Genomic DNA, 26,074 nt, shown 5'->3' with positions numbered 1-26,074 from the left:
CGGGTAAAAAGACGTGCGATGAAGGAAGGACGTGCTAGGCCTTGGAATCGTGTTGGCTGGAGCCGGCCGCATTGGCCGCTGCTAGAAGTTCCGGAGGCAGGAGCAGCGGAATGCCGTCCTCGATCGAGTAGCGGGGTTTTTCGCCGTCCGCGGCGGCAGCTGTCGATACCAGCTCCTCACCCTCCTGGACCAGCGGTGAACCCGTCACGGGGCAGCGCAGGATGGACAACAGTTCAGGACTGACCTTTGGCATGAATGATGCTCCCTGGGTGGCGCCGGCCTGGCGCCGCTGGCGGATTTATCGGCAGATTCCAGACTACCGCGCGGGATCACCGGGTTTGGATCACGGCGACGATTTGAGTCCCGACGCCGGCGCCGTGCCTGGCGCGGACAGACCGGCGTCGGGTCCCTAGGACGGCTCGCGGAGGATGCGCAGGTGGCCCCGGCGGGTACCTTCGACGCCAGCAGGTGGCTCCATCTGGGAGTGGCTGCTGCGGGCAGGTGTTTCGGGGGCGGCGGAGGCTGCCTCGCGGACGGCATTGGCCAGCGCCAGGAGATCGTCCGGGCCGGGCTGCGGGGGCGTCGTGGGCATTGCCAGGCGCAGGACTTCCCAGCCGCGCGGGACAGTGAGGCTCCCGGCGTGCTGCGTGCAGAGGTCATAGGCATGCGGTTCGGCGTACGTGGCGAGCGGGCCCAGGACTGCTGTTGAATCGGCGTACACGTACGTCAAAGTGGCCACCGCAGACTGGCGGCAGGCTGATCTCGAACACTGACGAATAGCACCCACAACATCCCAGATTAGCGCCACTTGGCACCCTTCGCTCGCATTGAGCGCCCGTGGCTGCCAAGGAACAGCTTGTGATGGCAGCTGCGGCGCGGTGTGGACAATGATGTCGCGCTGGCCGTTCCTCGGGACTAAAGTCGATATATGCAGTCACAGCCACATGTTCCCGGGTTTACCGTCCGGTGGACTGACGCCGATGGCGATCAGACAGAGGAACACGCCGGTCCGGGCGTGCGGGGATTCCGGCAGCGCCGGCGCAACCGTCATGGCAGGGGGCTGAGGGGTGAGCTGATGCTCCCCAATCTTCCGGGTTTCCGCACCCGCTCCGAGCGTTTCGACGACATGGTGCTTGACTCCGCGGAACGCCTCCAGGACATGTGGGGCAAGCAATTGGACGGCGTCCTCTTTGCCGTCGATGAGATCCCGCCCAACCTGGAACAGCTGGTCGCCACGGGCAACCCCGCACCGATGGGCTCCTACACCCCGGGCGGGCGTGGAGAACCGCCCATGATCACCGTCTACCGCCGCGTAGTGGAGCAGGGCTCCAACACCAAGGAAGAGCTGCAGGACCTCGTCCATGACGTGGTGGTGGAGTACACCGCCGAAATGCTGGGGGTACCTCCGGAGACACTGGACCCTGTGTACCGCCGCCGGTACCAATAGCCCGCCCACATGGGGCCGGAACGAGCTAGTAGCCGACGGTAACCGGGACCTTCTCAAGTCCTGCTGCTGCATCCTGGATCGCAACAACCGACACGTCGCTGCGGCCCTGTTTCCCAAGGACCAATGCGCCGTAAACGGGATCACCGGATGCCGAAACCACGTAGCCCGCTATGACCGCACTCCCCGACTTGGCCGGAAGCTCAATGACTGAAGTTGTGCCGCCGGAAAGGTCCACGTCAACGGCTTTGCCCACCTTGCCGTCCGCCGTGACCGGTGCGTAGCTGACCGTGGCACGTCCCTCGGGCACCCCGAAGCTCAATGACCGCAGGCCCTCACGCGGAACGGCAACCAAGTGCTGGCTTCCCAGCCGTGACGACGCCGGCGACCATGCGAAATCAGTGGCTTCCTCGGCCTTCGCGCCGCGGGTCACCCTGGCCGATGCCACGAAGGAAACATCTGAGCTGGCGCGGACCGTGTAAGTACCGGCTGGGACGCCATCCAGATTCAGTGTGGCAACGGACCCGCCCTTGACGGTGACGACTCCCCCGTTGGGCAGCTTCCGCTCACCGTTTGCCCCGTACAGGCTCACCTGGACCACGGCGTCCGTCGGCCCGGGAACTGCGATCTCAAGTGCCGGTATGGCATCCGCGAATCCGGGCTTGGCGGAGAGCGCCTTGATGGCGTCCGAATCCTGGATGTCGACGCCGGACATCACCTGGAGGTTCGACGGCCCGCCTCCCGGCGAAAGGTACTCAACACCCCCGGGAGCGAGGCCTCGGAGCACGCTCTGCTGTATGGTTCCGGCAACCGGACCACCAGTGCTGCGCACGCGGACAGCCAACTGGGATTCGCCCGGAGCAAGACCGGCAAGATTCACGGACCGGGTAGTGCCGGGAGCCACCAGTAGCCCCCTGGCACCGGGGGCCTGAATCTGCCCTTCGTACCCATAAAGGTCAAGGCTCACCGTGGCCGGCGTTTCCGATGAATTGCTGAGGTTAAGAACTGCCGTGCGGCCAACCGAGGTATTTGCCCCCAGCAACCACGCATCATTGCTTGGCGGCTGGCACTGCGCGGAAGCAAGCCCACGGAGGTCACCGTCGGTTGCCGAGTAGCTGAGGTTGGCGGCAAGGGACGCCTGCTCATTTCCAATGGGGCCGGCTTCCACCACTGTGGGCGAGGTCACCGGGCTGATGGAGGCCACGCCGGCTGCAAGAACCGGAGGGCCGGCAGTGGGGGTGGGAGTGCTCGTGGGGGTCTTGGCGATTTCGGCGACGGCCTGGCCACCCAGGGAAGAGACCTTGCTTCCGGGAACGGTGCCTGCCGGGTTGCTCAGGACCACTGCATTGAGTGCACTGGTGGCGGTGGTGGAAACCGGGCTGAAGTCGGCATCCGTTCCCACTACCGTCCCGTTCACCAGCCTTGCCGGTTCAGGGCATACACCCAGCGCCCGGCCCGCAGGAACGTCCGCCTGCAAGATGTCTGTGCTTGTGCCGCCGGACGGGCCCGGAACCATGGACGAGGCAGCCACAGCACCTCCCCCGGCGGCCAGGATGACCACCGCCGAGAGGACCCCGGTGATCATGCCTTTGTTCGAACTCCGGGAACCCTTGGTGCCGCGGGGCGATTTTTCCCCGCGGGGCTTGTCCCCACGCCGCGACTTGTCCTCACGGGGCGACTTGTCCTCGCGGGGCGACTTGTCCTCGCGGGGCGACTTGTCCTCGACCCTCGTCTGGTCAGAGTCCGGCTTTGCTTCGCCGGTACTCTTCTTCTGGTCGTCAGACACTGCTGTACTCCTTACGGAGGGAAACTTCATCCCTCGACATGCCGGTGCGGGAACGGCGGGCCGGCATGGGAATTGCCAGCAGGACCGTCAAAGAGATCACCACAACCTGCAGGATCCCGAGCCACACGGCCCACGGATTCGCATAGCGGATTTCCAGCTCTCCCCCGTCGGCAGGCAGGTCAAAAGCCTGTGACCACCCGGATGTTGTTGCCTTCAATTGCTTTCCATCAACCCAGGCCGTCCAGCCTGGATCGGAGCGTTCAGCCATGACGACTTTCCTGCCCTCATCGCCGGACGGGACCGTGGTATTGACCTCCACGTCGTCCGACGGCAGCGTGCCCACGGTGGCGCCCTGGCCGTTGATGATACGGACACGATGCGCCGTTTCAGCAGCGCTTGCCGCAGGCTGGTCGCGGGGGGTCACCCGCCACAACCACCCGGCGTCGGTCTGACCCACAGCAACAAGTCCCGGGACGGCGTCGATCCTGCTGGCCGTCAGTTGGGCGGCGTTGTCCGCCGCCTTGAGAACCACGAAGCCGGCACCGAGTTGCTCGAGGTCGGGGCGGGGATCCACACCCGTGCTTGCAACGATCGTGGCAACGGCCCTGCGCAACGAGGCTGTAGCGGCGTCATCGTTCGCAATCTCCTCACGCCCCGGAGCCCCAATAATGTTCCTGGCGGAGGCAATGGTGGACAGGCTGTCCAGAGTTGTTCCGGCTCCGCGCATCAGCGAGGAGGTGAAGGCACCTTGCTCGCCACTGGTTATCACCAGGGTCCGCGTCCGCTCGGGTCCCTGACCACGGTCGACGGCGGTAGCGGGCAGGGTGCCGGCATCCATCGGCCCGATCTGGCGGTGGGCACCCAGGGATGAATTCTGCTGCTGCTCTGCGCTTGGGGCCGCGGGTGAGCCAGTCGACGTAGAGGGCTGGAGGACGTTCTGCGCAGCCCACACGCCCATGCCGGCCAGAGGCCCGGCTACAAGAAGGGTGACCACCACGGCCGAGGCAATGCGGCGCAACGGAAGCTTCCGGCGGGCAGGATCGGAGGCCCGCCGGCTCGGCGCAAAGATCTTTTCCGCGCCGAGCAAAGCAGCACCCAGCAAAAGCATGCCGGAGGCTGAGACCGCAGGCCCGGTAAACGGTCCAACGATGACATTGTTGTTGACGCCTGTCGCCACGTGCCCCACCAGCCAGGCGCTTGCCAACGTAGCCAAGGCGGCCAGCCAGAATACACGCGCAAGGGCAGTGCGGTGGCCACGCAGGAACAGTGATGCCACTGCAAGGAGCAGCACCGGAACACCAATCAACAAGGCCAGGATCAACGCCCATGGCACAGGACCGGAGCCAAACAGCGACAATCCCGTCAGGCCGCCGTCGATCCCAAATGCCAGCGGCTGGCCGAGCAACTGCTGCCACAACGGAGCCGCGTCAAATCCAAGCGGAACTCCGGGATCTGCCAGCAGCGAGCGGGGCCTTTCCAGAACCGAAATGCCATAGGGAAGGAACAATGCAAGAGTGGGCAGCAACGACCACCACATGGTCTTGCCACGCTGTCCCAGGATGACGGCAGCAAGGACGACTGCGACGATGATGGGACCCAGCAGCGATGGAGCGGAAGCGGTGACGACCGCCATGGCCAAACCGGCAGCAGCGGCCGCGGTCCACGAAGGCGTGCCGTTGATCCCGGGCTTGCCGCGGAAAGGAGCCGGGAGCCGGGAGGCTCCCGAAGCCCTGTTTCTCCCTGTGGTGGCCTGGGATGCTTTGATCTGTGCTGACGTGGGCTGGCTTATGGCGGATCCGGACGCACGTACCAAGGCCAGCAGGAGCAGCGGCATCATGACGTGGGCGACCAAGGCCCCCACGCGGCCTTCATTAATGGAGATCAGAAGAGTCGGAGCGCCGGCCCATGCCAGCGCCGCCACGGTCCGGAACCGGCGCTTCGTGGTCAAAGCCCCCGAGGCAAACCATGCCCCCACAGCAGACAAGGGCATTGCCAGGATAAGAAGCCATGACATGGCCGCATTCCCGTCGCCACCGCCAAAGAGGGAAATCAGCCACAAGACATAAGCGAAAGGATCACCATGGCCCGGCAAGCCAGCGCCCAGCGAAATCCACCAGGAAGACGCACTTGCCCAGATCTCTCCAGGTGACGCCGGGAGCGGGAGAAGCCCGCCGCCGGTAACAACACCGGAGCGAAGGAGGCCCAGCAACCCGATCAGGGCTGCCGCGAGTGCAACGCAGGCGGCAGCGACGGCGCCCGTTCCTACCCAACCACGCTCATTCGTGGCCAGGGCCGCGAAATCGTCGGCGGCATCACCGCTGGGCTCGGGAGCCAGCAAGTCGCTGACGGGCTGGGGGTCGTCAGCGGGACGGATGGCCTCCAACAAGGATCGCCGGTTCGCCCGGACCTCGCGTGTAGGAGTCTGAAGGCCCCGCACCACGGAGCGGTGTACCCGCCGCGTCCTGGCAGCCGCGCGGCGGCCGCGGGCAACGGCGAGCGGGCGGACCAATGCCGCGAGGGTAGCTGTGAACTGGGAGAAGCCATATCCGGGCTCCTTTACCAGGATGCTCAGCACCAGTCGGACGATGGCGCCAAAGAGGGCACCCAAGGCCTGGAAGGGTACGTTCCACCACGGCGTGTGCTTGAGGCGGAGGTGTATTTGCGCCTTGCGCGCCGCCGAGGACGTTCCCAGTCCGTTGGGCCGATGCTCAACATGGAACATCCGGGCAGTGGGAACAACCACCACCCGGTTCCCGGCCAGCCAGTTCCGCCAGCAAAAATCGACGTCGTCGCCGCTGCCGGGGAGGGCGGGATCGAAACCGTCCAGCTGTTCCCAGACGTCCCGGCGGATCAGCATGCCGGCGGAGTTCACGGCAAACGTATCCGAACGGGCGTCGTACTGCCCTTGGTCCACTTCGTCGGCGTCGATCAGGGTGAGGCGCTCAGCCCAGCGGCTCGTGGAGAGTCCCGCATCCACCAAGTGCCGCTCATTGTCCCAACCGAGCTGCTTGCAGCCGGCCACGGTTACCGACGGCGCCCGTTCAACCGCATGGAGCAGCTCCGCCAGCGCATCCGGCGCCGGGGCGGCGTCATCGTGCAGGAGCCAGATCCATTCGACGGCCTGGCCCTGTCCGTCCCCGTCCGCCGACCCGGAGGGTGCCAATTCGTGCAACCCCGCACGGACAGCAGCGCCAAAGCCGGACTTGGCCTGGTGGAAGGTGGTGACATTGCTTTGGCCAAGAGCCTCACGGAGCAGGTCCAGGGAGTTATCCGTGGAACCTGTATCAACGCCAATGGCGGCATCTGCCGAACGCATCTGGTCCGACAATGCCGCCAATGTCCTGGGCAGGTAGTTACCGCCGTCGTGGGAAACCACGACGGCGGTAACGTGCACTTCCTTGAGAATTAGACCGCTCGCTTCCTTAGCCGACGGCGCTCCCGCTCGGAAAGCCCGCCCCAAATACCGAACCGCTCGTCATTGGCCAGAGCGTACTCCAAGCACTGCGAGCGGACGTTGCACGCTCCGCAGACCTTCTTGGCATCCCGGGTTGATCCACCTTTTTCGGGGAAAAACGCTTCCGGATCGGTCTGCGCACACAGCGCATCCGTCTGCCAGCCAAGTTCACCTTCGTCATCGAAGTCCCCTTGGCCGGGGAGGCCGATCCACACAGGCTGTCCGGGCGCCTCAAGCGGACGGCGCAGCTCCATGGGAGGATCGTCGAGGTCGTCTTCCGGACCAGCCGGGAGGTCACCGATCAGTGCCTCGTGTGCTGCAAGGAGGGCTGTTGCCTGGTCCTCCAAAGACTGCTGCACATTCTGGTTGTAACGGTCCGCCGCTTCCGGATCAGCCGGGTCCACGTACCAGTCTCCTGGCACTTCCCGCGAACGGTATTTCACCGACGCATGTTCTGCGACGACTGCATCTTCCTGGATACGCAACGCTTGCCCCATGGCGTCCCTCCTGAGTTTGCAGCTGCTGCGTGGATGTATTTCCGATTCCCGGTGGTGTTCCGGTTGTCTGTGCAGCGGCGTTGATTACTAATTACACGTGTGTAACTACCCGGCAGTCAAGCCGCGCCGGGATAATAATCAAGAATCTGTGGAAACGTGGGATGCGCCACGCCCAACATCCGGGCGTGGCTTTTCGCGGATTCCGGCGGGAAACGGAAGCGTCGAATCGGTTGAGGTTAACTTTCGTTGAATTTCCGCGGGAATCGCAGGAAGGCCTCCGGGACGCCCAGCGAATGGACAAACTTCGGTGTGTCGCAATTCACATTCACCCCCTGCTTCCCGGGAGTGGCGCGGGAACGCCGTGGCAAGATTGACGCATGAGCATTCCCGCAGAGAACTTGATGACCGCCCTCAGGTCCGGGCATTCCACCTCTCCCAGGCTCACCTGGTACGGCCCTGATTCCGAGCGCGTGGAACTCTCAGGCCGGGTCTTCGACAACTGGGTGGCAAAAACAAGCAACCTTCTGCAGGACGAGCTCGACGCCGAACCAGGGATGGCCATCCGCCTGGACCTCCCGGCCCACTGGAAGTCCTTCGTATGGGCCCTGGCCGCCTGGCAGTTGGGCATGGAAGTGGTCCTGGACGGCACCTCCGCCGATCTGCTGGTCACCGACAAGCCCGACGACGGCGCCGGGACCGGGTTCGACGCCGTTGTGGCCGTGCCGCTCGCGGCACTTGCGATGCGCTGGCCCGGCGAACTGCCATCCGGCGTCGTGGATTATGCGGCGGAAGTCCGCTCCCATGGCGACGTGTTCATGGCCCACAACGAACCCGAAGCCGGGACCACTGCAGTGAGGGCCGCTGCCGAGCACCCGCATTCGGCGCTTCTGGAGGAATTCGCAGCGCCACAAGAACCCGGCGTCCGCCTCCTGGTACGCGCAGGAGAAGGACTGGAATCATGTCTTTCCGCCGCGCTTGGCGCATGGAAGGGAGATGGCTCCGTTGTGCTTGTCCATGAAGATGTGGACGTCACCGAGCATCTCCTCGACAACGAGCGGATCAGCCGACCTTAATGCCTCAGGCGTAATACTTCAGGGTTTCTTGACTGAGGGAAACTCGCCTGTTGAAGGGTTCCCTGCTCCCGCTTCCGCCCCGGCTTTGGCCTTGTGGTGCATGTCAAGAAGCTCGTGGTCATGCGAGAACTCGGGTTCCTGGTCGAGTTCCTTATTGAAGACCAGGAACCGGTAGGCAAAGAACCGGACCACAGTCGCTACAAGGATGCCAACCACACCGGCTGCGAAAAGCATGTTCTTGTCCGTAATGTTCAACCAGTAGTTGGCAATGAACGTGAAACCGGTCGAGATGCCGATGCCGATTCCATTGATAATGATGAACATCACGAACTCGCGAACGACGTTGTCCTGCCGGCGATGCCTGAAAGTCCAGAACCGGTTGGCGATCCACGAGAAGATCGTTGCCACCACGGCCCCAACGAAGCGCGCCTTGGACGGGCTGTCAGTCATGGGCCCATGCATGAGGTAGTACGTGAGGCCGTTGTCAATAACGAACGCAACACCACCCACAGCGCCGAACTTGGCAACTTCGCGCCAGAAAAGCGAAGCAAGTCCGCGGATGCGATCTGCAAGTGTGGTGATCATGACCCTCCATGGCCGTTGAAAAGTGGGCCGATGGGCCTTCACCATTTTAGCGCCGATTTCCAAGCGCTGCCCGGGAGTACGCTGTGAGAACGCCGATATACCGTCTGGAACGGATCATAAAAGGCACCGAATGAGCGGCAGAATCATTGATCCCGTCGCCGGTTCGGTAGGCTGAACCTTGTGACTTTTCCAGTAATTGGCGTTGTTGGCGGCGGCCAACTCGCACGAATGATGGCTCCGCCCGCTACCGCCTTGGGCTTCGAACTGCGAGTTTTGGCTGAAGGCGAGGACGTTTCGGCTGTTGCAGCCGTAGCCACCGCGCCCATTGGCGACTACAAGGACCTGAACGCCCTCCTGGAGTTCTCAAAGGGCCTGGATGTGCTGACGTTCGATCATGAACACGTTCCCACCGGACACCTGAGGGCGCTGTTGGACGCCGGCGTGAACGTCCAGCCCGGCCCTGATGCCCTGGTGAACGCCCAGGACAAGCTCGTTATGCGGGCCGCCATCGACCGCCTCGGCCTCCCCAATCCCGAATGGTCCGCAGTGCACTCGACCGAGGAACTGGTTGCGTTCGGCGACAGGATCGGCTGGCCGGTAGTACTGAAGACCCCGCGCGGAGGCTACGACGGCAAGGGCGTCAGGATCGTCGACTCGGCCCAGGAAGCCTTGGAGACCGATGACTGGTTCCAGGCCACGAGCCCCCTGCTGGCAGAAGCGAAGGTGGACTTCAGCCGCGAGCTTTCCGCGCTCGTTGCGCGCACGCCCAGTGGCGAGTCCCGGGCCTGGCCCGTTGTCCACACCATCCAGGTGGACGGCGTTTGCGACGAAGTCATCGCCCCGGCCCAGAACATCGCAGTGGAGGTCGCTGCCGCCGCGGAGGAAGCCGCGCTCCGCATCGCCAACGAACTCGGCGTCACCGGCGTGATGGCTGCCGAATTGTTCGAAACGCCGGGCGTCGGGGCAGGATTCCTGATTAACGAACTCGCCATGCGTCCGCACAACACCGGGCACTGGACCCAGGATGGTTCCATCACCAGCCAGTTCGAGCAGCACCTTCGTGCAGTTCTGGATTTGCCGCTGGGTGCCACCGATGCCCTGGCTCCCGTAGTGGTCATGAAGAATTTCCTCGGCGGCGAAAACCAGGATCTCTATACAGCCTTCCCGCTGGCCCTGGCCTACGAGCCCGCAGCCAAAGTGCATTCCTACGGCAAGTCCGTTCGCCCTGGCCGAAAGATCGGCCACGTCAACCTCGTCGGCAGCTCTGTTTCCGACGTCGATTCCGTCCGCCGGCGCGCAACCACCGTGGCCAACATCATCCGTGACGGCCGCAAGCCGGACCAGAGCACTCTCGAGGAGACCCTATGACCACCACACCACAAGCCCCGCTGGTAGGACTCGTCATGGGCTCGGACTCCGACTGGCCGGTCATGGAGGCTGCCGCGGATGCCCTGGCCGAATTCGGCATCCCCTTTGAGGCAGACGTTGTTTCTGCCCACCGCATGCCCACGGAAATGATCAACTACGGCCAGACTGCGCACCAGCGCGGCCTTCGCGTCATCATCGCCGGCGCAGGCGGGGCAGCGCATCTTCCGGGCATGTTGGCCTCGGTGACGCCCCTTCCGGTCATTGGCGTTCCGGTTCCGCTGAAGACACTGGACGGGATGGACTCCTTGCTGTCGATCGTCCAGATGCCTGCCGGTGTCCCGGTGGCTACGGTATCCATTGCAGGGGCCCGCAACGCAGGTCTCCTGGCAGTGCGGATGCTCGCTTCAGGTACTGACGAACTTGCTGCCAAGCTGCGTGGCGACCTTCTCACGTTTGCCCAGGAACTTAATGATGTGGCCACCAAGAAGGGTGAAAACCTTCGCCGCAAGGTAGAGGAAGTCTTCTCCCCGGCCAACGCGTCAGCCCGGAGCACCCGCTAGGAAGGCAGCGGATGACAACCATGCACAAGAACCCGAATCAGCCCGGTTCCGCCCTGACTGATCCTGTCCGCTACCCATCCGGTGCCAGTGCGCCGGTGCGGACCAAACGCGCCTTCGTGCTGGTCCTCCTTACCCTCTTCGTACCCGGCAGCGCGCAGATCGTTGCGGGCGACCGAAAACGCGGACGCCTGGCCCTGCGCGTCACGCTCACAGTGTGGGCGCTGGCGCTGGTAACCATCGCCATCGCCGTCGTGAACCGGACAATGCTGCTGAGCATCGTCACCCACCCGGTTGGATCGCTGTTCATCATCGTGATCCTGGTGGCCCTGGCCCTGGGCTGGGCCTATCTGTTCCTCAACACCCTGCGGATCATCAGGCCCACGCTCCTTGCTCCCGGAATGCGCCCCATCATTGCGGTGGTGGTGGCGGTTTCCACTATCCTGGCGAGCGGGTCCCTCGGCTACATCGCCTACGTCCTGAACGTCAGCCGCAACGCGATCGGCAGCATCTTCGAGTCCGGCCCCTCGATCGACCCCGTGGATGGTCGTTACAACTTCCTGATGATGGGTGGCGACGCCGGCGACGACCGGACCGGACGCCGTCCGGACAGCCTGTCTGTCATCAGCGTTGACGCCAAAACGGGCGAGAGCGCAATCATTTCAGTCCCCCGCAACCTGCAGAACGCACAGTTCAGCGAGGGATCGCCCATGCGGAAGATCTACCCTGAGGGCTACAACTGCGGCGACGAATGCCTCATCAACGCGGTCAACACCGAGGTCACCAACAAATACCAGGACCTTTACCCGGGCGTACAGGACCCCGGTGCGCAGGCTACCTTGGAAGCCGTGTCCGGAACCCTCGGCATCACCGTCCAGGCGTATGTCCTGGTGGACATGGACGGCTTCGCCAAACTCATCGATGCCATGGGCGGCATCCGCATCAAAGCCGGCGGCTGGGTACCGATCAGCGGCCCCGTCACTGACGAGGCCAACGGTATCCACGGCATGCCTGATGGCTGGATCCCGGCCGGGGACCAGCACTTGGACGGCTTCCATGCCCTTTGGTATGGCCGTTCCCGCGAATTCGTGGACGACTACGCCCGCATCGCACGCCAGCAGTGCGTACAGCAGGCCATGCTCAAGCAACTGGACCCTGCCACCCTCCTGACCAAGTTCGAGGACATCGCCAACGCCGGAACCAAGGTGGTTGATTCCAACATCTCGTCCAACCAGTTGGGCAGCTTTGTGGACCTCGCCTTGAAGTCCAAGAACCAGCCTGTCAAACGCCTGACCATCGGGCCGCCGGACTTCGACGCCTCGTTCTCCACGGTGCCCGATTTTGACCTGATCCACTCCAAGGTCCAGGAAGTCCTCGCCTCCTCCAACAGCCCCAAGGCGAGTGACGTCGTCGTGTCCCCTGGCAGTAACGGCGCCTCCCTTGGCAGTCCCGGCGCGGGAAGCATCATGGCCGCCGGTCCGGCCACCGGCCTGGTTCCTGCGAGCCAGTTGCCTTCGCCGTCGGCCGACTTCACCCCGGTGACCACCACTCCGGATGGCACGCCGATCACCATCGAATTGCTCAATGGCCTCAAGGCCCAAGGCGATGAGCAAGGCATCCGCGACCTCGTGGCCACCAACGGCCAGTGCGCACCGCTGTAAATCCTCCCCGTTCCACCCCACGTTCAGCGCAACGATAAGGACTTTCTTTCGTGTACCAGATTGAGAATGTTTTGCGACCCTATGCGTGGGGTTCGACGACGGCGATCGCCGGACTGTTGGGGCGGCCGGCGTCGGGCGCTCCGGAGGCAGAAATGTGGATCGGAGCCCACCCGGACTCCCCCTCCACAGCCGTACACCCCAACGGTGTCACCCAGCCGTTGGATGCCCTGATCGCTTCGGATCCGCAGCACTTCCTCGGGTCCGAAAGCGTCACCGAATTCGGTCCCCGCTTGCCCTTCCTCACCAAACTCCTGGCCGCGGAGCAGCCGCTCTCCCTGCAGGTCCACCCCAGCCTGGAGCAAGCCCGCGAAGGATTTGGGCGCGAGAATGCCTCCGGAATTGCCCCCGACGCCGCCGAACGCAACTACCGCGATGACAACCACAAGCCGGAGATGATTTTCGCCCTCACGCCGTTCAAGGCGCTCTGTGGCTTCCGCTCCCCCGCTGATTCCCGTGGCATTTTCGAACACCTGGCACGGGTCCTTGATTCCGCCGCCATCGATGTACCCGCTGTCATCGTCGACGTCGTCTCCGACCTCGGCCAGGCGGACGACGCCGAGGCCTTGAAGGCCGCCTTCAGCCGGCTGATCCAGGGCGGAAGCGACGTCTCCAATGCCATCGGCGAGGTAGTCGCGGTCCTGGCCGCCGGAGCGCCGTTGGAGCCGCACCGCGAAGCCCTGACGGCAATGCTCGACATCAACGAAGCGTTCCCCGGGGACCCTGGCGTCCTCATCTCCTTGCTCCTGAACCACCTGTCCCTGGAACCCGGCGAAGTTGTCTACCTGCCGGCCGGGAACATCCACGCCTACCTGCACGGGCTGGGCGTCGAGGTCATGGCGTCCTCGGACAACGTCCTCCGCGGCGGGCTGACACCCAAGCACGTCGATGTTCCGGAGCTGTTGAAGACCGTCCGCTTCGAAGCGCTGGGGGTTCCGCGCGTCGAGGCCAGCGGGACCGAATTCGGACAGGAACTGTACCGTCCGCCGTTCAAGGAGTTCCAGCTCCAGCGCATCGAACTCGCCCCTGACGCAGCGCCGGTGCCGTTGGCACAAAACGGACCCGCCGTCGTCGTGGTTGTTTCCGGTGCCGTGCTGCTCGACTCGCCCAAGAGCGATCTCCAGCTCGCGCGTGGCGCTTCGGCGTTCATCCCCGACGTCGAGGCCCCTGTTAACGTCCATCCTGTCCAAGGCGCCACAGGTACAAGTGTTGCCTTCGCGGTGACTACCGGCTTGGGGAACTGACGCATGGAATTTTTCCTTCAAACGCCCGCATGGGCGGCCGTCCAGCGTTCCCTGGGCCGCCGTGTCCACGAAAAGTCCGGGCCCGGGTGGAGCTTCCTCGCCATCGAGGAAAAGAACCCGGCCGGCAAAGTCATCTATGCCCCCTACGGGCCGGTGGCGGATTCCGTGGAAGCCTTCGACGCCGCGACGGCGGCTTTGGTGGAACTGGCCAAAGCCGAGCATGCGGTCTTTGTCCGCATGGAACCGGCTGCGGCAGGATTCACAGCGTCCGACGCCGGTCCCCTCCTGCGTGCCCGCGGCATGCGGCCTGCGCCCGTCAACCAGCAGCCCGAACTTAGCTGGGTGGTGGACCTGGATGGGGATTTCAAGGATGTCCTCGCCGGCATGAAGCCAACAAACCGGAACCTGTACCGCAACATCCACAAAAAGGGTGTGACGTTCCGGGCTTCCCAGGACCCGGCAGACATTTCCGTCCTGCTGCACTTCCTCCACCTGACGGCCGCCCGGAATGGCTTCAAGCCCCAAAGTGACGAATACCTGACCCAGGTTGCGGCGTCGTTACTGCCTTCCGGTGCCGGTACCTTGTTCATCGCCGAGCTTGAGGGTGAGCCGATCGCGGCTGCTTTCGCCTACGACTCCGCCGACACCCGGGTGTACGCCCACGCAGCCTTGGATGACACCCACCGCAAGCTCAGCGCAGGCATCCCCCTCCTTGTGACCCTGATGGCCGATGCCAAGGAAAAAGGCCTCAAGCACGTGGACCTCTGGGGCGTTGCGCCTGAGGACCAGCCTGACCACAAGTGGGCGGGCTTCACGGCGTTCAAAAAGTCCTTCGGTGGCCGCGAAGTCTCCTACCCCGGCACTTGGGACCTCCCGGTCAACAAACTCCGCTACGGCGCCTACCAGCTGGCCCGGAAAGTCCGCGACAAGCTCCGCTAACCTCCTCCCCCTTTTGGGGCGTGCCGCCACCACCCACTTTGAGCACGCGACCTCCGGGACGCGCCGGTCTTCACGGCGTGTCGGGCGCCCTAAGTCGGAAAGTAGGTGGCGACGGCACATCCAGCGGCACGCTCCCGGAAAGCCCGACGTCGGGCACTCACCCGAGTACCGCCGTCGGGCTTTCGACGCGGATCAGCCCTGACGCCGTCCAAATTCAAATGTCCCCACGTCCCGCTGCGACCCACTTTGGGCCCGCTGGGGTCGGGACACGCCGGCGGTTACGGCGTGTCCGGCTGCCCTAATCGGCAAAGCAGGTGGCGACGGCGCACTCCATGGGCGCCGCTCCAAGAAAGCCCGACGTCTGGCACCCACCCAAGTACCGCCGTCGGGCTTGCGACGCGCATCAGCCCTGACGCCGCCCAAATTCAAATGTCCCCACGTGCCGCTGCGACCCACTTTGGGCCCGCCCGGAAGGGGGCACGCCGCTGATTACGGCGTGGCGGGCTGCCCTAATCGGCAAAGTAGGTGGCGCCGGTACACCCATCGGCACCGCCCCACCAAAAAATGCGCGAAGCCGAAACCGGGCGGGCACAGAAAAGGACGGCGGGTATCGCGAAAGCGGCATCAAATCGACGAGGTACGAGGAGATAGCCGCCGAGCGATGCCCGCCGTCCTTCAGTTGGTACGTAGGGGGTACTACGCCTTGCGCGCGTACGTCTCCCACTTGGATGCGTGGTGCTCAGCGTCAACGAAACGGACGGTGCCGGACTTCGAGCGCATCACGATGGACTGCGTGAGGACGCGGTCCTTCTGGTAGCGGACGCCGTGCAGGAGGTCGCCGTCGGTGATGCCGGTGGCTGCGAAGTAGCAGTTGTCCGAGGTGACGAGGTCGTTGGTGGACAGGACGCGGTCGAGGTCGTGTCCGGCGTCGATGGCCTTCTGCTTCTCGTCGTCCGACGTCGGCCACAAGCGGCCCTGGATGACGCCGCCGAGCGACTTGATGGCGCAGGCTGCAACGATGCCTTCAGGCGTGCCGCCGATGCCCATGAGGGCGTCGACGCCGGTGCCGGTGCGGGCTGCGGCGATGGCGCCGGCAACGTCGCCGTCCATGATGAACTTGGTGCGGGCACCGGCCTCGCGGATTTCTTCAACCAGCGGACGGTGGCGGTCGCGGTCAAGGATCATGACGTTGAGCTGGTTGACCTTGACGCCCTTGGCCTTGGCGATCAGGTGCAGGTTCTGCTTCACGGGCAGGCGAAGGTCCACCATGTCGGCAGCTTCCGGGCCGGTGACGAGCTTCTCCATGTAGAACACGGCGGAGGGGTCGAACATGGAGCCACGCTCGGCCACTGCCAGAACAGCCAGGGCGTTGTTGATGCCCAGGGCGGTGAGGCGGGTTCCGTCGATGGGATCGACTGCGACGTCGCACTCCGGACCGGTGCCGTCACCAACCTGCTCGCCGTTGAACAACATGGGGGCTTCGTCTTTTTCGCCTTCACCAATCACCACAACGCCATTGAAGTGGACGGTGTGAAGGAACGAACGCATGGCGTCGACGGCGGCGCCGTCTGCTTTGTTCTTATCGCCGAAACCTACCCAGTGGCCACCGGCGATTGCCGCAGCTTCGGTGACGCGGACGAGTTCAAGCGCAAGGTTGCGGTCGGGTTCGTCGATGCCGACGGCGAGCGACGGCGAAATCGTGGAATACTGCTGGGTCATTGGTGCAGGAGACACTTGAACCTCTTCTTCGAGTGACGATTCACGGGACCGGACATGGTTGCGCGGGGCAACCCGGGGTTCCTCTACCAACGATCATAGTCGCCACGTCCACCGGGAGTCGTTGAATGACCACCGCCCGCAATACCGGTGGTGAGGTTGCCCGATGTGTGTTCCCTGCCTTGATAAGGGATCATGGAGGGGTGAGTGAAACGCAGGACAAGCCCGCTGCCGGCAACCAACCGGATGCTGCCGCGGCTGACCAAACCAAAGCCCCCGATGCCCCGGATGCCCCGTACAAACCCGTCATTGCGGCGAAAGCTGCCAAACGGGCCAACGCCTCCGTCATTGGCATGGTCATCGCACTTTTGCTCTGCGTGCTGGCTTTCCTCCCCATCGTCTTGATGAATCCCGCCCCCAAGGGCGAAAGCTTCAGGCCGCCTATTGATGTCGCTTCCATCGCCAAAAACGCCGAAGGTGTGGCGGGATTCACACCCGTATCGCCTGATACCGGCGACACATTCACCCCGAATTACGCCCGCTGGGAATCCGGCAGCGGAACCGGCGTGCCCACCTGGGAGGTTGGCTACTTGACTCCCAAGGAAGCTTTCATTGGCGTCACCCAGACCAATAAGGCCAACCCCACCTGGACGCTGCAGCAGACCGGCAACCTCCCGGTGACCGGAACCCGCAACGCCGGCGGCCAGGAGTGGGAACTGCGCGACTCGGGCAAGGAAAAGCGCAGCATGGTCCTGGAGTACAAAGGCACCACCATCATCCTGAGTGGCACGGCCAGCCTCGATGAGTTCGCGACCCTGGCCGCTGCCGTCGTCAAGTCTGCCGACCAGGGCACGGCACCTTCCGGTTCGGCGTCGCCGTCAGCCTGAGCACTTCGGGCGCAATAGTTTCACGGACTGCCCTGCCGGCGTCGTAAAGTAAGGTTCGTGCCTACTTACCTGACTCCAGCCCTGGCGTGGCGCCGTCTCCGCGAGGGCAACGAACGCTTTGTCTCCGGCGAATCCCTGCACCCCAACCAGGATGCCGCCCGCCGCTCGTCCCTGCTCAATGACCAGAACCCGTTCGCCGTGATCTTTGGTTGTTCGGATTCCAGGCTCGCCGCCGAGATCATTTTTGATCTCGGTCTCGGCGATGCCTTCGTGGTCCGGACCGCCGGCCAGGTGATCGACGACGCCGTCCTCGGTTCCCTGGAATACAGCATCAGCCAGCTCCGGGTCCCCTTGATCGTCATCCTCGGCCACGACAGTTGCGGCGCAGTGACAGCCACCAAGGCCGCCGTCGAAACCGGTGAAATGCCTGCGGGCTTCATCCGCGACCTCGTTGAGCGCATCACACCGTCCGTTTTGACAGCCAAGCGCAACGAGCAGGAAGACGTCAACGAGATGGTAGTGGAGCACGTCAAGCAGACCGCTGCCCGTCTGGCCGACAGCTCGCGTGTGATTTCCGACGCCATCGACGACGGCCGCGTCGCCGTCGTCGGCCTGTCCTACAAGCTCGACGAAGGCCGTGCGGCCCTCGTTTCAGGGATCGGCAAGCTCTAGGAGGACGTGCTCCGGCGTCAAAGCCGGAGCACGTAGCACTCTCCCCCGGGTTTTCTGTGAGGCGTCGAATCGCCATAAGCTAGCCCCATGACTTCCACCACTGAGTTCCGTATTGAACATGACACGATGGGCGAAGTTCGCGTCCCCGTGAACGCCCTGTACCGCGCCCAGACGCAGCGTGCTGTGGAGAACTTCCCCATCTCCGGCAAGACGCTTGAGCGCACCCACATCGAGGCCCTGGCCCGCGTAAAGAAGGCTGCCGCACTGGCGAACGCCGAACTGGGGGTGCTCGATGGTGAGCTCGCCGAGGCCATCGCTGCTGCTGCCGATGAGGTTGCAACCGGTAAGTACGACGGCGACTTCCCGATTGACGTTTTCCAGACCGGCTCGGGCACCTCGTCCAACATGAACACCAACGAGGTCATCGCCGAACTGGCCTCCCGCGCCCTCTCGGCCTCGGGCAGCGACAAGGTGGTCCACCCCAACGACCACGTCAACGCTTCGCAGTCCTCCAACGACGTCTTCCCGACGTCCGTCCACGTTGCCGCCACCTCGGCCTTGATCAATGACCTGATCCCAGCCCTTGAGTACCTGGCAGCATCGCTTGACCGCAAGGCCGAGGAGTTCAAGGACGTCGTCAAGTCCGGCCGCACGCACCTCATGGATGCCACCCCGGTCATGCTTGGCCAGGAGTTCGGCGGCTACGCAGCACAGGTCCGCTACGGCATCGAGCGCATTAACGCAGCACTCCCCCGCGTTGCCGAAGTACCCCTGGGCGGCACCGCCGTTGGTACCGGCATCAACACCCCCGCAGGTTTCCCGGAACGCGTCATCGAACTGCTCGCCGCCGACACCGGCCTGCCGCTGACCGAAGCCCGCGACCACTTCGAGGCCCAGGCAAACCGCGACGGCCTGATCGAAGGCTCCAGCCAGCTCCGCAACATCGCGATCTCCTTCATGAAGATCAACAACGACCTCCGCTGGATGGGTTCGGGCCCCAACACGGGCCTCGGCGAAATCGCCATCCCCGACCTCCAGCCGGGATCCTCCATCATGCCCGGCAAGGTCAACCCGGTCATCTGCGAAGCGTCCATCATGGTCTGCGCCCAGGTCATCGGCAACGACACCGCGATCGCCTGGTCCGGCACCAACGGCGCTTTCGAACTGAACGTTGGCATCCCCGTCATGGCCGCCAACCTCCTTGAGTCCATCCGCCTGCTGGCCAACACCAGCCGCGTCATGGCCGACAAGATGATCGACGGCATCACCGCGAACGTCGAGCGCGCCCGCTTCCTCGCTGAGGCTTCCCCGTCCATCGTGACGCCCCTGAACAAGTACATCGGTTACGAAAACGCAGCAAAGATCGCCAAGATCGCCGTCAAGGAAGGCCTGACCATCCGCCAGGCAACCGAGAAGCTCGGCTTCGTAGGCGAAGGTGAAGGAAAGGTTTCCGAGGCTGACCTGGACAAGGCCCTGGACGTCACCACCATGACGTCCCCGGCCCACAAGGCCTAGGACAACCAGCCTCACCGGAGGCACTAAGAGTACGACGACGGCCGGTACCTTCCGCACGGAAGGTACCGGCCGTCGTCGTACCCGGGATGTGTGAGAGACGGCACACGGCTATCTTTTTGCACTTTCCTCTTTTGAGTGCAAAACTTTACTTTGTGAGTAATAGTGCAAACATTGACGGCGGCCTCCGCGAGCGCAAAAGGGTCGCCACGCGTTTGGCGATCACCGCCGTCGCGCGTTCCCTGACAGCCGAACGCGGACTGAACGGCTACACCGTGGAGGAGGTCTGCGAAGAAGCCGGCATCTCCCGGCGCACTTTCTTCAACTACTTCCACTCCAAGGAGGATGCCGTGATTGGTTCCTTCTCGGATGAAACGCCGCACGACGCCCTGGAAAACTTCAACCGGGATCCCCAGCGTGTGGATGGGGGCATCTCGAACACGCTGCTGGCCGCGCTTTACCACCTCACCCTGGACATCGTGGAGCGTTCCACCATCAGCCACACCGAAGTCCATCAATTGATCGCCGCCATCAAAGCCGAGCCGCAGCTCCTTGGCCGCATGACGCTTGAGGGCGAGGCCCGGGAACGCGAGTTCATGGAACTGATCGCAGCCCGGGAAGGCCTGGACCCCAACCATCCGGAGATCGTTGTGGCATCGGCTGTTTTCGGCGCCGTATCCAAAAAGGCGTCGCAGGAGTTCTTCTCCGAGGACAACAGCCGGTCCTACCGCGAACTTCTGGACCAGAATCTCTCCGCAGCCCGGAAACTTTTTTCACAACCGCTGGACACCACCCCTGTAGAAACCCCGAAGGACCCCGCATGAGTACACTCTCGAAGGCAGCCGAGCCCTTGCTGCTGACCCAGAAACGTATCTGGATCATCTTCTCGGCGCTGATCGCAGGCATGCTCCTGTCCAGCCTCGACCAAACGATCGTCTCCACCGCCATGCCTACCATCGTGGGCAAGCTTGGCGGCGTGGAGCACCAGGCGTGGATCACCACCGCCTACCTGCTGGCCACCACCATCGTCATGCCCATCTACGGCAAGTTCGGCGACATCCTTGGCCGCCGCAACCTGTTCCTGGTAGCCATCGCGCTGTTTACGCTCGCATCCGTTGGCTGCGCGTTCGCCACTGATTTCTGGGGCTTCGTAATTTTCCGTGCCATCCAGGGCTTGGGTGGCGGCGGTCTGATGATCCTGTCCCAGGCCATCATCGCGGACATCGTTCCAGCCAAGGAACGCGGCAAGTACATGGGCCCGCTGGGTGCCATCTTCGGCCTCTCCGCTGTTGCCGGTCCGTTGCTGGGCGGGTATTTCGTTGACCACCTGACCTGGGAATGGGCCTTCTACATCAACATCCCCATCGGCATCGCAGCCTTCCTCACCGCCTGGTTCACCCTGACCCTGCCGAACAAGAAGGCCGAGAAGAAGATCGACATCCTCGGCGTCCTGTTCCTTTCCGCCGCAACCACCTGCCTCATCTTCTTCACTGACTTCGGCGGCAAGAAGGACGAAGGGTGGGATTCACCCCTGACATGGGCTTTCGGTGCCGGCATGGTCCTGGCCGCGGTGGCCTTCGTCATGGCGGAACGCCGCGCCGAGGATCCCATCATCCCGTTGAGCCTGTTCAAGAACCCCATCTTCGTCAACGCCACGGCCATCGGCTTCACGCTGGGCCTGGGCATGTTCGCGGCCATCGCCTTCGTGCCCACGTTCCTGCAGATGTCTTCCGGCACCTCGGCCGCCGAATCGGGGCTGTTGATGCTGCCCATGATGGTAGGCCTGATGGGCACGTCCATTTACTCCGGTATCCGGATTTCCAAGACCGGCAAGTACAAGATGTTCCCCATCCTGGGTGCTTCGCTGACCATCGCGGCCATGCTGTGGCTGACCACGCTCACCGCCGAAACGCCGATCTGGGTCATTTGCGTCCAGCTGTTCATTTTCGGTGCGGGACTTGGCTTGATCATGCAGGTGATTGTCCTGGTGGTGCAGAACTCCGTACCGGCTGACCAGATCGGAACAGCCACCAGCACCAACAACTACTTCCGCGAAGTAGGTGCTTCCCTGGGGGTGGCAGTGTTCGGTTCCATCTTCACCAACCGCCTGGCCGAGTCCCTGACCAAGGCCTTCACCGGGGCCGGTGCCTCCTCGGAGCAGGCCTCGCAGTCCACCAGCACGCTTGACCCGCAGGCGCTGGCCCAGCTTCCGGAGCAGCTGCGTGACGCAATCGTCAACGCCTACGCCAACTCCTTGGCGCCCGTGTTCTGGTACCTGGTGCCGTTCATCGCGATCGCCCTTATCCTCGCTATTACGTTGAAGCAGATCCCGCTCTCCGATACTGCGGGCATGGTGGCGCGAGGCGAAGCTGTGGGCGGCGCCGAAGCTGAAAGGCTTGAGGCTGAGCGTCTGGGAACTTCGCAGCAGGCCTCCAACAGCGAGGTCTCTGAGGGTCTTCACGAGGATCGTCCAACTGCCGACGCCGGACGTCAGTAGCTAGTCCTCCATCTGGTAAGCCACGGGGCCTTCGGGCTCCGTGGCCAGCCTGATGGCTTCAAGGTTTCCGGCGCTCATTTCCGGGAGGTCGTCCAAGGCAAACCACCCCACGGCCAGGGATTCGTCGTCGTTGACCCGGGCTTCGCCGGACACATATCTGCAGCGGAACGTGATGTCCAGGAAGTCGCAAACGTCACCGTTCGGAAAGGTCACCGGACCCACGACGCCGACGCCGATGATCCGCTCGGTCTCTGCCACCACCGCTGTTTCCTCAAAGATTTCACGCACGAGCCCCGGCGCTGGATGTTCGCCCGGTTCCAGCATTCCGGTGATGAGGGCCCAATGCCCGTTATCGGCGCGCTGGCCCAGCAGCACCCTGCCTTCGTCGTCAAACACCACCCCCCGGACGGCCGGGAGCCACAGTGGATCATGGCCAATCTTCTCCCGCAGTCTGAGCACGAAATCCGGTGCACCCATGGTTCAGCGTTCCTCATAAGCGTGATCGGTCCGGCGGCGGTTGCAGCCTTTGCAGACAGGCTAGCCTCAAGCTGGCAGCAGCACCATTGCGGCGGCCGCTCCGGCCAGCATGAAGGGACCGAACGGGATGGCCGAGCGCATGGTTCCGCGTCGCGTGGCAAGGACGGCGAGGCTCCACAGCCCTCCCAGCAGGAAGGCCGCGAAGGTTCCCGCAAAGAGATGGCTCCAGCCCAAGTAGCCCAGATAAAGGCCCAGCACACCGGCCAGCTTCACGTCGCCAAAGCCCATGCCGGGCGGATGGATGAAACGCAGCACGAAATAGAAGAGCCAGAGGACAACTCCGCCGGCCAGTGCCGCCAGTCCCGGTACCCCAAATAGAGCCGCAGACGCCGCATGGCCGTTGCCCGCCTCCGGGAAAGACGCCAAAACCGCCGCAGCCAGGAGCAGGACACCGGCCACGCCATAGGACGGAAACACGATGCGGTTCGGCAGCAAGTGGCTCCGGATATCGATAACCGTGAGCCGGACAGCCATCACCACGAAATACAGGCAAGCAGCCGCCAGCAACCAGAAGCCCACGGGGCTTGCTGTCCAGAGCTCGGAGAGTCGTCGGATCACCTTCGGATGCTATCCCGTTTTATCCGTCGGGCCTGCTTGAACCCTTCGGTAAACTGTGGATATGGGGCGCTACAGTGCAGAAGTACCGGGCTTTGACTTGTCCTCCACATTCAGGAATCTTTGCCGCTCTTCGCCATGGAAGTGGACCACTTTGCGGTTCGAGTACCTTGAGCGACCCGGCACCGGGGCCAGCCTGGTGCGCGCCTGGCTCCGACGTCCCGGGGCGCTCCGCCTTGAGACGGTTGATGGGCAGTTGCTCCACAGCACCACCGGCATCAACGACTCCCGTGATGACATGTACGTCAGCGCGACCCGGCGCTCCTGGTTGCTTCCGGCCCACCTCGTGACGCCGGTATACGACGACGCCGGGCTGGTCCGTCGCCGTCCGGAGGCGGCTTACGGCGAGCCCTCGTTCGGCAACGGCCGCCTCGCCGCGGCGTTGGATCCGGTGGAGTTGGCGGGCAATGCACCTGTCCCCATCGAGTTTCCGGACACCAACCGCGTTTTTGCCGAATCGATGTGCGAGGTGGACCACGAAGGCCGCCCGGCCTTGGAAGCGATCGTGACACCGAGCCGGACCTACGTCCCTTCCGATCCGATCCACCCCCTGGTCCATGTCGGGAGGACGCTCCTCCGGATCGACATTGGCACCGGGGTCTGCGTGGCCAGCCAGAGCCTCGACGGAGATTCGTCCGGCACAGGCCATTGGCTAAAGATTTTGGGCGTCGACGAGTATATGCTCGATGACTTGTTCCTTGCGGAGTCGATGAACCTCACGGATGTGCGGCGCCACATTCCCTGGGACATCGGCCCCGCCGCCTGACGGCGCCCGGTTGTTTCCCGGTTTGCCGGGTTGCCAGGTTGCCGGGTTGCCGGGTTAGGCTACGGCGATGACATCGCTGGCAGAAATATGGCCCCCGTTCGGACTGACCCTCACCACCCCGAGGCTCACAGTCCGTCCAATTCTCGACGACGACATCCCCGCCGCCGTGGACGCGGCCCGCTCCGGTATCCACGAACCAGGCAAGAGCCCGTTCAGCATGCCATGGGCCGAAATGCCTGACACCGAGCTGGCGCCCAACATGGCGCAGTGGTACTGGCGGTGCCGGGCCAACTTCACACCCGACTCCTGGACGCTCCTCCTCGCGGTCTGGCATGACGAGCAATTCCTCGGCGTGCAGGACCTCGGCGCCAAGAACTTCAAAACGCTCAAGACCGTCAGTACGGGTTCCTGGCTCAAGCAGTCCATACAGGGCCAGGGCTTCGGCAAAGAGATGCGCGCCGCCGTCGTCAGCTTTGCTTTCGATTATCTGGGCGCCGAAGTGGCTGAGTCGGAGGCCGCCGCCTGGAACCAACAATCCCTGGGCGTCTCATCCAGCCTCGGCTACGAACCGAACGGAATTCACCGCGACGGCTGGGGCGAAAAGGTCGAGGAAGTCCAAAGAGTCCGCCTCACCCCAGCCACCTTCAAACGCCCCGACTGGACCCTCAAAGTCCAAGGCCACGAAGAACTGAAAAAGTACCTCAAGCTCTAGGCCAAGGGCCGTGGCCCGGCGAACCGGACCACGGCCCTTGGCACCACTTGAAGAGACTAGATTTCAGCTCCTTCGAGCAACTCCGTCACCAAGGCCGCAATCGGCGAACGCTCGGAACGGGTCAACGTAATGTGGCCGAACAGCGGATGTCCCTTCAGGGTCTCAACCACTGCAGCAACGCCGTCGTGGCGCCCCACTCGGAGGTTGTCGCGCTGGGCGACGTCGTGGGTGAGGACGATCTTGGAGTTTTGCCCGATGCGGCTCATGACGGTCAAGAGAACGTTCTTCTCCAGGGACTGCGCCTCATCCACGATCACGAAGGCATCGTGCAGCGAACGCCCGCGGATGTGGGTCAGTGGCAGGACCTCGAGCATGCCGCGATCCATGACTTCTTCCACCACTTCCTGGCTGACCAGGGCTCCGAGGGTGTCGAACACCGCCTGGGCCCATGGGTTCATTTTCTCGGATTCGGAACCCGGGAGGTAGCCGAGCTCCTGCCCGCCTACCGCGTAGAGGGGGCGGAACACAACCACTTTGCGGTGCTCTCGGCGCTCCAGGACCGCTTCCAGGCCGGCACAGAGGGCGAGTGCTGACTTTCCAGTGCCTGCCCGTCCACCGATGGACACGATGCCCACGGAGGGATCCATCAGCATGTCAATCGCAAGCCGCTGTTCCGCCGAGCGGCCGTGGAGGCCGAAGACATCACGATCGCCCTTGACCAGGCGCACCTGCTTGTCAGCTCCAACCCGACCCAACGCGGAGCCCCGGTTGGAAAGGAGTACCAGCCCTGTGTTGACGGGAAGTTCGGCGGCTGCCGGAATGAAGACCGGTTCGTGACCATAAAGGGCGGTGATTTCGTCGTCGTTGGCTTCAATCTCGGCCATGCCGGTCCAACCGGAGTCTTTGACCAATTCGTTGCGGTACTCATCGGCTTGGAGCCCCATGGCCGATGCCTTGACCCGCATGGGGAGGTCCTTGGAGACCACCGTGACGTTGTGGCCCTCATTGGCCAGGTTCTTGGCTACGGCCAGAATCCGGCTGTCGTTATCGCCCCCGCGGAAACCTGCCGGAAGCACCTCCGGGGAGATATGGTTCATCTCCACCCTGAGAAGTCCGCCGTCCTTGCCCAATGGAATGGCTTGGTCCAGTCCCCCGTGTTCGATCCTGAGGTCGTCCAGGAGGCGCAGGGCTTTCCTGGCGAAATAGCCAAGTTCGGGATCGTGGCGTTTTCCTTCCAACTCGCTGATGACCACGATGGGAACGATGACTTCGTGCTCCGCGAACCGCAACAGTGCGTGGGGGTCCGAAAGCAGGACAGATGTATCGATCACATAGCTGCGGCCCGTGGCGGACGCTGTTGCCCGCGCTTTTTGTGGGACCCGCTTGGCGCGAGAGGTAGCTGCACTTTCCCCGTCGGAAACCATTGCGGGCAGTTGCTCAGAAATAGCCACATCGACTCCAGCCCCGGGCGGTCGCCCGGCCTAATGGTGAAGCG

Annotated in this window: 24 protein-coding genes; 14 read left to right on the top strand and 10 right to left on the bottom strand. The window is 63.6% G+C overall.

All coding sequences use genetic code 11. The features are described 5' to 3' along the window. Positions 1-34: 34 nt before the first annotated feature. Positions 35-253 carry a Trm112 family protein gene (locus tag PJL15_RS12330; protein WP_281451430.1) on the bottom strand — a complete coding sequence of 73 codons (219 nt, stop codon included), beginning with the start codon at positions 251-253 and terminating at the stop codon, positions 35-37. Between the two features lie 156 nt (positions 254-409). Further along, complete coding sequence (locus tag PJL15_RS12325) at positions 410-787, bottom strand: DUF3499 domain-containing protein (RefSeq protein ID WP_281451446.1); 378 nt, start codon at positions 785-787, stop codon at positions 410-412. A 141-nt stretch (positions 788-928) separates the two neighbouring features. On the opposite strand from PJL15_RS12325, the gene PJL15_RS12320 reads away from it, so the two are divergent. Beyond that, on the top strand, positions 929-1,447 hold the full coding sequence (locus tag PJL15_RS12320; protein ID WP_281451429.1) for a metallopeptidase family protein: 519 nt from the start codon (positions 929-931) through the stop codon (positions 1,445-1,447). Between the two features lie 25 nt (positions 1,448-1,472). On the opposite strand, the gene PJL15_RS12315 is transcribed toward PJL15_RS12320, so the two are convergent. The 3 genes from PJL15_RS12315 to PJL15_RS12305 are packed head-to-tail and all read right to left on the bottom strand — an operon-like array spanning position 1,473 to position 7,181. Further along, a complete protein-coding gene (locus PJL15_RS12315; RefSeq protein WP_281451428.1) occupies positions 1,473-3,230 on the bottom strand; it encodes a DUF5719 family protein in 1,758 nt (585 codons plus the stop codon). Beyond that, entirely contained in the window at positions 3,223-6,624 is a 3,402-nt protein-coding gene (locus PJL15_RS12310) for a glycosyltransferase family 2 protein (protein ID WP_281451427.1), read from the bottom strand. Before PJL15_RS12310 ends, PJL15_RS12315 begins: the two co-directional genes overlap by 8 nt. An 11-nt stretch (positions 6,625-6,635) precedes the next feature. Then, positions 6,636-7,181: a WhiB family transcriptional regulator gene (locus tag PJL15_RS12305; RefSeq protein ID WP_281451426.1), complete on the bottom strand. Its 546-nt coding sequence runs from the start codon at positions 7,179-7,181 to the stop codon at positions 6,636-6,638. A 377-nt stretch (positions 7,182-7,558) separates the two neighbouring features. Between PJL15_RS12305 and PJL15_RS12300 the strand changes: the two genes are divergently transcribed. Continuing rightward, positions 7,559-8,254: a TIGR03089 family protein gene (locus PJL15_RS12300; protein ID WP_281451425.1), complete on the top strand. Its 696-nt coding sequence runs from the start codon at positions 7,559-7,561 to the stop codon at positions 8,252-8,254. 18 nt (positions 8,255-8,272) lie between these two features. On the opposite strand, the gene PJL15_RS12295 is transcribed toward PJL15_RS12300, so the two are convergent. Further along, entirely contained in the window at positions 8,273-8,839 is a 567-nt protein-coding gene (locus PJL15_RS12295; protein WP_281451424.1) for a GtrA family protein, read from the bottom strand. A 180-nt stretch (positions 8,840-9,019) separates the two neighbouring features. Between PJL15_RS12295 and PJL15_RS12290 the strand changes: the two genes are divergently transcribed. Genes PJL15_RS12290 through PJL15_RS12270 form a run of 5 tightly spaced genes read left to right on the top strand, consistent with a single transcriptional unit; the run spans position 9,020 to position 14,665 of the window. Further along, a complete protein-coding gene (locus tag PJL15_RS12290) occupies positions 9,020-10,207 on the top strand; it encodes a 5-(carboxyamino)imidazole ribonucleotide synthase (protein ID WP_281451423.1) in 1,188 nt (395 codons plus the stop codon). Then, positions 10,204-10,767, top strand: coding sequence for a 5-(carboxyamino)imidazole ribonucleotide mutase (gene purE / locus PJL15_RS12285; protein WP_281451422.1), 564 nt, complete (start codon positions 10,204-10,206; stop codon positions 10,765-10,767). The genes PJL15_RS12290 and purE overlap by 4 nt, the downstream gene beginning before the upstream one ends. 11 nt (positions 10,768-10,778) lie before the next feature. Further along, positions 10,779-12,425, top strand: a complete 1,647-nt coding sequence (locus tag PJL15_RS12280) for an LCP family protein (protein ID WP_281451421.1) — start codon at positions 10,779-10,781, stop codon at positions 12,423-12,425. 50 nt (positions 12,426-12,475) lie between these two features. Then, on the top strand, positions 12,476-13,726 hold the full coding sequence (gene manA, locus PJL15_RS12275; RefSeq protein ID WP_281451420.1) for a mannose-6-phosphate isomerase, class I: 1,251 nt from the start codon (positions 12,476-12,478) through the stop codon (positions 13,724-13,726). Positions 13,727-13,729: 3 nt separating this feature from the next. Further along, positions 13,730-14,665 (top strand): lipid II:glycine glycyltransferase FemX, encoded by a 936-nt coding sequence (locus PJL15_RS12270; protein ID WP_281451419.1) that lies wholly within the window; start codon positions 13,730-13,732, stop codon positions 14,663-14,665. A 696-nt stretch (positions 14,666-15,361) separates the two neighbouring features. On the opposite strand, the gene glpX is transcribed toward PJL15_RS12270, so the two are convergent. Further along, positions 15,362-16,384: a class II fructose-bisphosphatase gene (gene glpX / locus PJL15_RS12265; protein WP_018777307.1), complete on the bottom strand. Its 1,023-nt coding sequence runs from the start codon at positions 16,382-16,384 to the stop codon at positions 15,362-15,364. 200 nt (positions 16,385-16,584) lie between these two features. Between glpX and PJL15_RS12260 the strand changes: the two genes are divergently transcribed. The 5 genes from PJL15_RS12260 to PJL15_RS12240 all read left to right on the top strand — a co-directional run bounded on the left by PJL15_RS12260 (position 16,585) and on the right by PJL15_RS12240 (position 21,949). Next, positions 16,585-17,268: a DUF4245 domain-containing protein gene (locus PJL15_RS12260; protein ID WP_281451418.1), complete on the top strand. Its 684-nt coding sequence runs from the start codon at positions 16,585-16,587 to the stop codon at positions 17,266-17,268. A gap of 57 nt (positions 17,269-17,325) precedes the next feature. Beyond that, positions 17,326-17,940, top strand: a complete 615-nt coding sequence (locus PJL15_RS12255; RefSeq protein ID WP_281451417.1) for a carbonic anhydrase — start codon at positions 17,326-17,328, stop codon at positions 17,938-17,940. Positions 17,941-18,027: 87 nt separating this feature from the next. Then, positions 18,028-19,455 (top strand): class II fumarate hydratase, encoded by a 1,428-nt coding sequence (locus PJL15_RS12250; protein WP_281451416.1) that lies wholly within the window; start codon positions 18,028-18,030, stop codon positions 19,453-19,455. 152 nt (positions 19,456-19,607) lie between these two features. Continuing rightward, on the top strand, positions 19,608-20,276 hold the full coding sequence (locus PJL15_RS12245; protein WP_281451415.1) for a TetR/AcrR family transcriptional regulator: 669 nt from the start codon (positions 19,608-19,610) through the stop codon (positions 20,274-20,276). Then, on the top strand, positions 20,273-21,949 hold the full coding sequence (locus PJL15_RS12240; RefSeq protein ID WP_281451414.1) for an MDR family MFS transporter: 1,677 nt from the start codon (positions 20,273-20,275) through the stop codon (positions 21,947-21,949). The genes PJL15_RS12245 and PJL15_RS12240 overlap by 4 nt, the downstream gene beginning before the upstream one ends. Here PJL15_RS12240 and PJL15_RS12235 read toward each other — a convergent pair whose 3' ends face one another. Further along, complete coding sequence (locus tag PJL15_RS12235) at positions 21,950-22,426, bottom strand: NUDIX hydrolase (protein ID WP_281451413.1); 477 nt, start codon at positions 22,424-22,426, stop codon at positions 21,950-21,952. Between the two features lie 66 nt (positions 22,427-22,492). Further along, positions 22,493-23,044, bottom strand: a complete 552-nt coding sequence (locus PJL15_RS12230) for a prepilin peptidase (RefSeq protein ID WP_281451412.1) — start codon at positions 23,042-23,044, stop codon at positions 22,493-22,495. Between the two features lie 61 nt (positions 23,045-23,105). On the opposite strand from PJL15_RS12230, the gene PJL15_RS12225 reads away from it, so the two are divergent. Further along, positions 23,106-23,867 (top strand): hypothetical protein, encoded by a 762-nt coding sequence (locus tag PJL15_RS12225; protein WP_281451411.1) that lies wholly within the window; start codon positions 23,106-23,108, stop codon positions 23,865-23,867. 67 nt (positions 23,868-23,934) lie between these two features. Beyond that, on the top strand, positions 23,935-24,579 hold the full coding sequence (locus PJL15_RS12220; RefSeq protein WP_281451410.1) for a GNAT family N-acetyltransferase: 645 nt from the start codon (positions 23,935-23,937) through the stop codon (positions 24,577-24,579). A gap of 56 nt (positions 24,580-24,635) precedes the next feature. On the opposite strand, the gene PJL15_RS12215 is transcribed toward PJL15_RS12220, so the two are convergent. Then, positions 24,636-26,030: a PhoH family protein gene (locus PJL15_RS12215; RefSeq protein ID WP_281451409.1), complete on the bottom strand. Its 1,395-nt coding sequence runs from the start codon at positions 26,028-26,030 to the stop codon at positions 24,636-24,638. Positions 26,031-26,074 lie beyond the last annotated feature (44 nt).

Origin of the sequence: Paenarthrobacter nitroguajacolicus, assembly GCF_029952445.1 — a bacterium.
In the GTDB taxonomy this organism is placed as follows: domain Bacteria; phylum Actinomycetota; class Actinomycetes; order Actinomycetales; family Micrococcaceae; genus Arthrobacter; species Arthrobacter nitroguajacolicus_B.
This window is presented reverse-complemented; position numbering and strand designations above follow the sequence as displayed.